The 8464-nt window shown below is 62.0% G+C and carries 9 protein-coding genes; all 9 read right to left on the bottom strand.

The window, feature by feature from the left end; all coding sequences use genetic code 11:
* Positions 1–128 precede the first annotated feature (128 nt).
* Complete coding sequence (gene pcaC / locus JUI81_RS26550; RefSeq protein ID WP_028939260.1) at positions 129–521, bottom strand: 4-carboxymuconolactone decarboxylase; 393 nt, start codon at positions 519–521, stop codon at positions 129–131.
* 10 nt (positions 522–531) lie between these two features.
* Positions 532–1338 (bottom strand): 3-oxoadipate enol-lactonase, encoded by an 807-nt coding sequence (gene pcaD, locus JUI81_RS26545; RefSeq protein WP_028939259.1) that lies wholly within the window; start codon positions 1336–1338, stop codon positions 532–534.
* Positions 1339–1349: 11 nt separating this feature from the next.
* Positions 1350–2714: a 3-carboxy-cis,cis-muconate cycloisomerase gene (locus JUI81_RS26540; protein WP_204125345.1), complete on the bottom strand. Its 1365-nt coding sequence runs from the start codon at positions 2712–2714 to the stop codon at positions 1350–1352.
* A gap of 45 nt (positions 2715–2759) precedes the next feature.
* Positions 2760–4055, bottom strand: a complete 1296-nt coding sequence (locus tag JUI81_RS26535; RefSeq protein ID WP_019580913.1) for an MFS family transporter — start codon at positions 4053–4055, stop codon at positions 2760–2762.
* Between the two features lie 232 nt (positions 4056–4287).
* The gene (pcaG, locus tag JUI81_RS26530; protein WP_204125344.1) at positions 4288–4854 is read right to left on the bottom strand and encodes a protocatechuate 3,4-dioxygenase subunit alpha; all 567 of its coding nucleotides are present in this window, start codon (positions 4852–4854) and stop codon (positions 4288–4290) included.
* A 1-nt stretch (position 4855) separates the two neighbouring features.
* Positions 4856–5560 carry a protocatechuate 3,4-dioxygenase subunit beta gene (gene pcaH / locus JUI81_RS26525; RefSeq protein ID WP_204125343.1) on the bottom strand — a complete coding sequence of 235 codons (705 nt, stop codon included), beginning with the start codon at positions 5558–5560 and terminating at the stop codon, positions 4856–4858.
* Between the two features lie 37 nt (positions 5561–5597).
* Positions 5598–6803: a 3-oxoadipyl-CoA thiolase gene (gene pcaF / locus JUI81_RS26520; RefSeq protein WP_172901227.1), complete on the bottom strand. Its 1206-nt coding sequence runs from the start codon at positions 6801–6803 to the stop codon at positions 5598–5600.
* Positions 6800–7579 (bottom strand): CoA-transferase subunit beta, encoded by a 780-nt coding sequence (locus JUI81_RS26515; RefSeq protein ID WP_019580916.1) that lies wholly within the window; start codon positions 7577–7579, stop codon positions 6800–6802. Before JUI81_RS26515 ends, pcaF begins: the two co-directional genes overlap by 4 nt.
* Positions 7579–8436 carry a CoA transferase subunit A gene (locus tag JUI81_RS26510; RefSeq protein WP_018926877.1) on the bottom strand — a complete coding sequence of 286 codons (858 nt, stop codon included), beginning with the start codon at positions 8434–8436 and terminating at the stop codon, positions 7579–7581. The genes JUI81_RS26515 and JUI81_RS26510 overlap by 1 nt, the downstream gene beginning before the upstream one ends.
* Positions 8437–8464 lie beyond the last annotated feature (28 nt).

The raw sequence follows: 8464 nt of genomic DNA, 5'->3' as shown, positions 1-8464 counted from the left end.
TGTGGCGAGGGGGCTTGCCCCCGTTGGGGGGCGAAGCGGCCCCAAAAGCTTTGCGACTGCTCCGCAGCCGAACGGGGGCAAGCCCCCTCGCCACAGAAGCCAGCTCCCACGGGGATTGTGGTGGACAGTTACTCCCGCGACTCAACCCCCAACTCATCCCACACCGACTCGGCCAGGTGGAACGTCGCGTTGGCCGCCGGAATTCCGCAATAGATCGCGCTCTGCATGATCACTTCCTTGATCTCGCCACGGGTTACGCCATTGTTGGCGGCGGCGCGCAGGTGCAGTTTGAGTTCCTCATTGCGGTTCATGCCGATCAGCATGGCGATGGTGATCAGGCTGCGGGTGTGGCGCGGCAGGCCCGGACGGGTCCAGATGTCGCCCCAGGCATGGCGGGTGATCATCTCCTGGAACTCCGAGTTGAACTCGGTCAGCGCGTTCAGGCTGCGGTCGACGTGGGCGTCACCGAGCACTGCGCGACGGACTTTCATGCCCTCGTCGTAACGTTGTTTCTCGTCCACAAAAAATTCCTCAATGACCTGAAAGAAACGCCAGCACCCGCTCGCTGAACGCAGCGCCGGCCTGGACATTGGACAGGTGCGCGGCGTAGAACTCGGCGTACTCGGCGCCCCGTACATGTTCCTGAATGAAATGCCCGCCAGACGGCGGTGTGACCGCATCTTCGGTGCCGGCGATCACCAGCAGCGGGGCCTTGATCGAGGACAATTGATCGCGGAAATCGGCATCGCGCACCGCCGCGCAATTGGCCGCGTAACCTTCAGGCGAGGTAGCCGCGAGCATGTCGGTGATCTGCTTCGCCACTGCTGGATTGGCAGCGGAAAAATCCGCGGTAAACCAGCGTGCAATCGACGCATCGCGCAGGGCGACCATCGCCGCCGCGCCGTCGCGCAGCACGGTTTCGATTCGTGGGTTCCACACCGATGGATCGCCGATTTTCGCCGCGGTGTTGCACACGATCAGTTTGTTCAAACGCTGACCTGCATTGATCCCCAGCCATTGGCCGATCAACCCGCCCATGGACAGACCGCAGAAATGCGCGCGCTCGATGTGCAAGGCATCCAGCAGCGCCAGCACGTCGCGGCCCAGTTGCTCGATGCTGTAGGGCCCTGGCGTCACCAATGACTTGCCGTGACCACGGGTGTCAAAACGCAGCACCCGGAAATGCTCGGTGAACGCCGGGATCTGTGCGTCCCACATGTGCAGGTCGGTGCCCAGTGAGTTGGACAGCACCAGTACCGGCGCTTCTTCAGGGCCATCGAGTTGCGGCCCTTGAATTTGGTAGTGCAGTTCGCCCTCGGCGAGTTGTACGAATGCCACAGCAGTCTCCTTCAGGCAGTCAACGCAAAATGTTCAGCCACCGCTCGCTCGACCCAGGTATGGGCCTGACCGAGGTAATGGGCGGGGTCCAGCAGATGATCGAGTTCAGCGTCCGACAACTCGGCGGTCACTTGCGGCTCATCGCCGAGTACCGCGCGCAGATGACGTTGCTCGGCCACAGCACGCTTGCAGCATTGCTCCAGCAGATGATGCGCGGTGTCGCGACCGACCCGTTGCGCCAGGACGATGCTCACGGCTTCGGCGAGCACCAGGCCCTGGGTCAGGTCGAGGTTGCGGGTCATGCGCATCGCGTCCACTTCCAGTCCGTCGGCCACCAACAGTGCTTGTTGCAGGCTGCCCGACACCAAGCAGCAGATCTCCGGCAGGGTTTCCCATTCGGCATGCCACAGGCCCAGGCTGCGCTCGTGTTCCTGGGGCATCGTGCTAAACAAGGTCGAGAGCAAACCCGGCACCCGCGTCGCCGCACCGATCAGCACCGCCGCGCCCACCGGGTTGCGTTTGTGCGGCATGGTCGAGGAACCGCCCTTGCCCGGCGCCGACGGTTCGAACACTTCCCCGGCTTCGGTCTGCATCAACAGGCTAACGTCGCGACCGAGTTTGCCGAGGCTGCCGGCGATCAAGCCAAGCACCGCGCCGAACTCCACCAGACGATCACGCTGGGTGTGCCAGGGTTGTTCCGGCAAGGTCAGTTGCAGTTCCGCGGCCAAGACTTCGCCAATCGGCATCGCCTGATCGCCAAGGGCTGCGAGGGTGCCGGAGGCGCCACCGAATTGCAGCACCAGCAGGCGCGGCTTGAGTTCCAGCAGACGCTGGCGGCTGCGGGTTACCGCGCCCAGCCAACCGGCGATCTTCATGCCAAGGGTGACCGGTGTCGCGTGTTGCAACCAGGTGCGCCCGGCCAGCGGCGTGGCGACGTATCGCTTGGCCTGGGTCGCGAGGGTTTCTCCCAACTGCGCCAGATCAGCTTCGATCAGTTGCAGCGCGCGGCGCAATTGCAACACCAGGCCGGTGTCCATCACGTCCTGGCTGGTTGCGCCCAAATGCACATAGCGCTCGGCTTCAGCATCGCTTTTGGCGATCTGCTTGCCCAGCGCCTTGACCAAAGGGATCGCCGAATTGCCCGCCGTGGCAATCGCCTCGCCGAGAGCGGCGAAGTCGTAATGCTCAGCCTTACAGGCCGCTTCGATAGACGCGACAGCCGCTTGCGGAATCAGGCCCACCCGTGCTTCGGCCCGGGCCAGTGCGGCTTCGAAATCAAGCATGGCCTGAACCCGGCCCTGATCGCAGAACACCTCACGCATGTCGCGTGCGGTGAAGTAGGCATCGAACAATTGATTGCCCGGTCGCTGATTCATAAACAGTCCTTGCAGGCGAGGGCCAGTGAGGTCCCCGCATAAAGATCAAAGGTCGTTTTCCAGATACTTCGGCTGTTTCGGCAGTCGCAGGCTGAACAGGAACGCCACCGCCATCATCACCGTCACGTACCAGTAGAACGAGTTTTCCATGCCCCCGGCTTTAAGGCTCAGCGCTACATATTCCGCCGAACCGCCGAAGATCGCATTGGCCACCGCATACGCCAGGCCAACGCCCAAGGCGCGCACCTCTGGCGGGAACATTTCGGCTTTCACCAGACCGCTGATCGAGGTGTAGAAACTGACGATCGCCAGCGCCACGGTAATCAGCACAAAGGCCAGGAACGGATTGCTGACACTTTTCAGGCTCAACAGGATCGGTACGGTGCACAACGTGCCGAGGGCGCCGAACCAGAGCATCGAATTGCGCCGGCCAATCTTGTCGGCGAGCATGCCGAAGAACGGTTGCATGCACATATAAAGGAACAGCGCGCCGGTCATGATGTAGCTGGCGGTCTTGGCGTGCATGCCGGCGGTGTTCACCAGGTACTTCTGCATGTACGTGGTGAAGGTGTAGAAAATCAGCGAACCGCCGGCGGTGTAACCCAGCACGGTGATGAAGGCGGCCTTGTGATCGCGGAACAGCGCACCGATGCTGCCGGCGTCTTTGTTTTCACGCATTTCCTTGCTGCTGGTTTCCTTGAGCGCACGACGCAGGAACAACGAAATCAACGCCGCCGCCGCACCGACCACGAACGGAATCCGCCAGCCGTAGGCACGCAATTCATCCTCATTGAGGAACTGCTGCAGGATCACCACCAGCGACACCGCCAGCAACTGTCCGCCAATCAGCGTCACGTACTGGAACGACGCGAAGAACCCGCGCTGGCCCTTGAGGGCGACTTCGCTCATGTAAGTCGCGGTGGTGCCGTATTCGCCGCCCACCGACAAGCCCTGCAGCAAGCGCGCGAACAGCAACAGGATCGGCGCCCAGACACCGATACTGTTGTAGGTCGGCAGGCAAGCGATGAGCAGCGAGCCGAAGCACATCATCAGAATCGAGATCAGCATCGAATTCTTGCGCCCGTGCTTGTCCGCCAGCCGGCCGAAAATCCAGCCGCCGATGGGGCGCATCAGAAACCCGGCGGCAAACACGCCCGCGGTATTGACCAACTGCACCGTGGGGTTATCGGACGGGAAAAAGGCCGGGGCAAAGTAGATCGCACAGAAGGCGTAGACGTAGAAGTCGAACCACTCGACCAGATTGCCGGACGAGGCGCCGACAATCGCAAAGATTCTTTTGCTGCGTTCTTCACCGGTGTAGACAGCTGTGGAGGTTGTCATTGTTTTTTCACTCTGTGGGGACCGTGAGAGTCTAGACATATTTCGCAACAGCTGTGGCGAGGGGGCTTGCCCCCGTTGGCTTGCGAAGCAAGCCCTAGACCGGTTGGCGCGACCTGTTAGGTAGATCGCGCCAACCGGTTTACGACTGCTTCGCAGCCGAACGGGGCGGTTCGGCGATCCGACAAGCCCCCTCGCCACAAAAAAGCTCCTTGGTCAGCAGAGCCCTCGCCACTCAATAGTCGAAGAACACCGTTTCCGCATCCGTCCCCTGCAGAATCACATTCCACTGATAAACACCCGCAGCATCCTGCTTCGCCAACAAGGTGCCACGACGTTCGGCAGGCACGCATTCGAGCAGTGGGTCCGCCACGTTGGCTAGCTCACCATCGAAGTAAATCCGCGTCAGCAAGTGCTTCACCAACCCGCGAGCAAACACCAGCACCACCAGGTGCGGCGCCTGGGTCGTGCCCTTCAGGCCTTCCACGGTGCCCGGCTTGATCGTGGTAAAGCGAAAGCGCCCTTGTGCATCCACCGGCACCCGGCCAAACCCTTCGAAGTTCGGGTCCAGGGGCTTGTCCTGATCGTCTTCGGGGTGGTCGTACTTGCCAGCGGCGTTGGCTTGCCAGACTTCGAGCATGGCGTCGTTGACGAAGTCGCCATTGCCATCGACGACTTGCCCGGTGATCGCCACACGCTCGCCGAGGGTCTGTTCAACGGTCAGGTCTTCACGGTTCAGCCAGGTCAGGCCGATGTGATAGTACGGTCCGACGGTGTGGGATGTGGTCGCGTTCAGCGTCATCTTATTTCTCCATCGGCGTGGCGTCGCGGCCGCGCAAAACGATGTCCCAACGATAAGCGAGGGCATAGGAAGGGATGGTTTTTTCCAGGTCGAAACTGGCGATCAAACGCTCTTTGGCGCTGGTATCGGGCACGCAGTTGTAGATCGGGTCGTAGGCCAGCAACGGGTCACCCGGGAAATACATCTGGGTCACCAGGCGCGTCAGAATACTCGGCCCGAACAGGGAGAAATGGATATGCGCCGGGCGCCAGGCGTTATGGTGGTTACCCCACGGATAAGCACCGGGCTTGATGGTCTGGAACTGATACCAACCTTCGGCGTCGGTCACGGTACGACCGGTGCCGGTGAAGTTCGGGTCCAGCGGCGCGTCGTGCAGGTCGCGGGCATGGTTGTAACGACCGGCGGCATTGGCCTGCCAGATCTCCACCAGAATGCCCGGCACTGGCAGACCGTCTTCATCCAGTACACGACCGTGGATAATGATCCGCTCACCCAATGGCTCGCCCGAGTGCTGGGCGGTCAGGTCGTTGTCCCGCTCCTGAATACGCTCGACGCCGATGGTCGGGCCGGTGATTTCCGACAGCGAATGAGGCAAAAACACCAACGGCTTGGACGGCGAGCGAAGGTTGGTGGATTGATAAGGAGGGTGCAGGTATTCCGGCTGAGTGCCCGCCTGCGGGCGACGGTAACCTGGTTTGTCAGTCATTGCGCTTTCCTCAATTCTTATTAGTCGCTTCTGTGCGTCAGACCCGTTCGATCGCCAGGGCCAGGCCCTGACCGACACCGACACACATGGTCGCCAAGCCTTTCTTGCCGCCCGTCTTTTCCAGTTGATGCAGTGCGGTCAGCACCAGACGCGCACCGCTCATGCCCAGTGGATGGCCCAAGGCAATGGCGCCACCGTTCGGGTTGACCTGGGCCGCGTCATCCGCCAGTCCCAGTTCACGCAGCACCGCCAGACCCTGGCTGGCGAAGGCTTCGTTGAGTTCGATCACGTCGAAATCGTTGACCGCCAGGCCCAGGCGCTCAGTCAATTTACGCACCGCCGGCACCGGGCCAATACCCATCACCCGTGGTGCGACACCGGCGCTGGCCATGCCGAGCACTTTGGCGCGGGCGGTCAGGCCGTGTTTCTTCACGGCTTCGGCCGAAGCCAGAATCAGCGCTGCAGCACCGTCGTTCACACCGGAGGCATTGCCGGCGGTGACGGTTTTGTCGGGGCCGTTGACCGGTTTGAGTTTGGCCAGGGTCTCGAGTGTGGTATCGGCGCGCGGATGTTCGTCCTGGCTGACCACTGTTTCACCCTTCTTGTGGGCAATGCGCACTTCAACGATTTCTTCGGCGAAAAATCCTGCGGCTTGCGCGGCGGCTGTCCGTTGCTGACTGCGCAGTGCGAAAGCGTCCTGATCCTCGCGGGAAACCTGGTAATCGTCGGCTACGTTATCGGCGGTTTGCGGCATTGCATCGACGCCGTACTGGGCTTTCATCAACGGGTTGATGAAACGCCAACCGATGGTGGTGTCTTCCAGCTTCATGTTGCGCGAAAACGCGGCGTCCGCCTTGCCCATCACGAATGGCGCGCGGGACATCGATTCGACGCCACCGGCAATCGCCAGCTCCATCTCACCGCTGGCGATGGCCCGAAACGCAGTGCCGATAGCGTCCATGCCCGAAGCGCAGAGGCGATTGAGGGTGACGCCAGGAATGGTTTCCGGCAGCCCCGCCAGCAGCAACGCCATGCGAGCCACGTTGCGGTTGTCTTCGCCGGCCTGGTTGGCGCAGCCAAGGAACACCTCGTCCACCGCGTTCCAGTCCACCGACGGGTTGCGCGCCATCAGCGCCTTGATCGGCACGGCGGCCAGGTCATCGGCGCGAACCGCCGACAGGCCACCGCCGAAACGGCCGATGGGGGTACGAATCGCGTCGCAGATATAAACGTCACGCATCAGGCTTCTCCGGGTGCTTGGCCGTGGGCCGCCGCAGTGCGGGCTTCCAGATCACGCAGCGCGGTCAACTCGACTTCAGTTGGCTCGGCAGTGTTTTCAACGGTGTCGGCAAAACGAATCGGCCAACCGGTGGCCGCGATCACTTGCTCGCGGGTCACCCCTGGGTGCAGCGCGGTGACCACGAATTCATGGGTGCCGGCTTCCGGTTCCATGATGCACAGGTCGGTAATAATGCCGACAGGACCGGCGCCTGGCAGGCCGAGACGTTTGCGCGAATCACCGCCCTCGCCATGACCAACCGAGGTAATGAAGTCGAGCTTGTCGACGAACGAACGCGCCGACTGCTTGAGGATGATCAGCACGCTCTTGGCGGAACCGGCGATCTCCGGCGCGCCACCTGCACCCGGCAGGCGAACTTTCGGCTGGTGGTAGTCGCCGACTACCGTGGTGTTGATGTTGCCGAAACGGTCGACTTGCGCGGCACCGAGGAAACCGACGTCAATGCGCCCGCCCTGCAGCCAGTAGCGAAAAATCTCGCCGGTCGGGACGACGGTGTCGGCGGTTTCCGCCAGCTCACCGTCACCGATCGACAATGGCAGTACGCTTGGCTTGGCACCGATCGGACCCGATTCGTAGATCAGGACTACATCGGGCGAGGACGTCAGTCGCGCCAGGTTGGCGGCTTTCGACGGCAGGCCGATACCAACGAAGCACACCGAACCGTTTTTCAGGCGGCGGGCGGCGGCGACGGTCATCATTTCATTGGTGGTGTAAGTCATTACTTGGCCTCCGAAGCAGCGGCCAGCTTGGCCTGGAACTCGCTGAAGTCAGCGCAGCCGTGGATGTACTCGTTGATCCACGCGGTGAAGGTTTCACGGTCGCGGGCAATCGGATCCCAGGCCTGGTAGAAGCGGTTGTCACGCTCGGTGTAACCGTGGGCGTAGGACGGATGCGCGCCGCCCGGTACGTGGCAGACCGCGCTCAGAGCCCAGGTCGGCAGCACGCAAGCGTTCATCGGTGCGTTGAGGTCATCGACGATTTCTTCGACGGTGACGATGCAACGCTTGGCCGCCAGCGCCGCTTCTTTCTGCACCCCGAGAATGCCCCAGAGCAACACGTTGCCTTGGCGGTCGGCTTTCTGCGCGTGAATCACGGTGATGTCCGGACGCACCGACGGTACCGCCGCCAGCACTTCGCCGGTGAACGGGCACGTGACGGTTTTGATCAGCGGGTTGACCTTCGGCAGGTCGGAACCGGCGTAGGCTCGCAGCACCGCGAACGGTAAGCCCGAAGCGCCCGCGACGTAGGCATTGGCCAGGTCGGCGTGGCTGTGCTCTTCGATTTCCAGCGCATGCGGCCACTGCCGCTCGACTGCGTCACGCAGACGGTGCAGCGAACCGACGCCGGGGTTGCCGCCCCAGGAGAAAATCAGTTTGCGAGCACAACCGGCACCGATCAACTGGTCGTAGATCAAGTCAGGCGTCATCCGCACCAGGGTCAGGTCTTTCTTACCCTGACGAATGATTTCGTGACCGGCCGCCGTAGGAATCAGGTGAGTGAAGCCTTCGAGCGCGACGGTATCGCCGTCGTTGACGAACTGCTTCACCGCGTCATGCAGCGAAAGGATTTCAGCCATGGGGCAGGCTCCCGTTTATTGTTAACCG

This window comes from Pseudomonas sp. 008, from assembly GCF_016861935.1.
Taxonomy (GTDB): domain Bacteria; phylum Pseudomonadota; class Gammaproteobacteria; order Pseudomonadales; family Pseudomonadaceae; genus Aquipseudomonas.
This window is presented reverse-complemented; position numbering and strand designations above follow the sequence as displayed.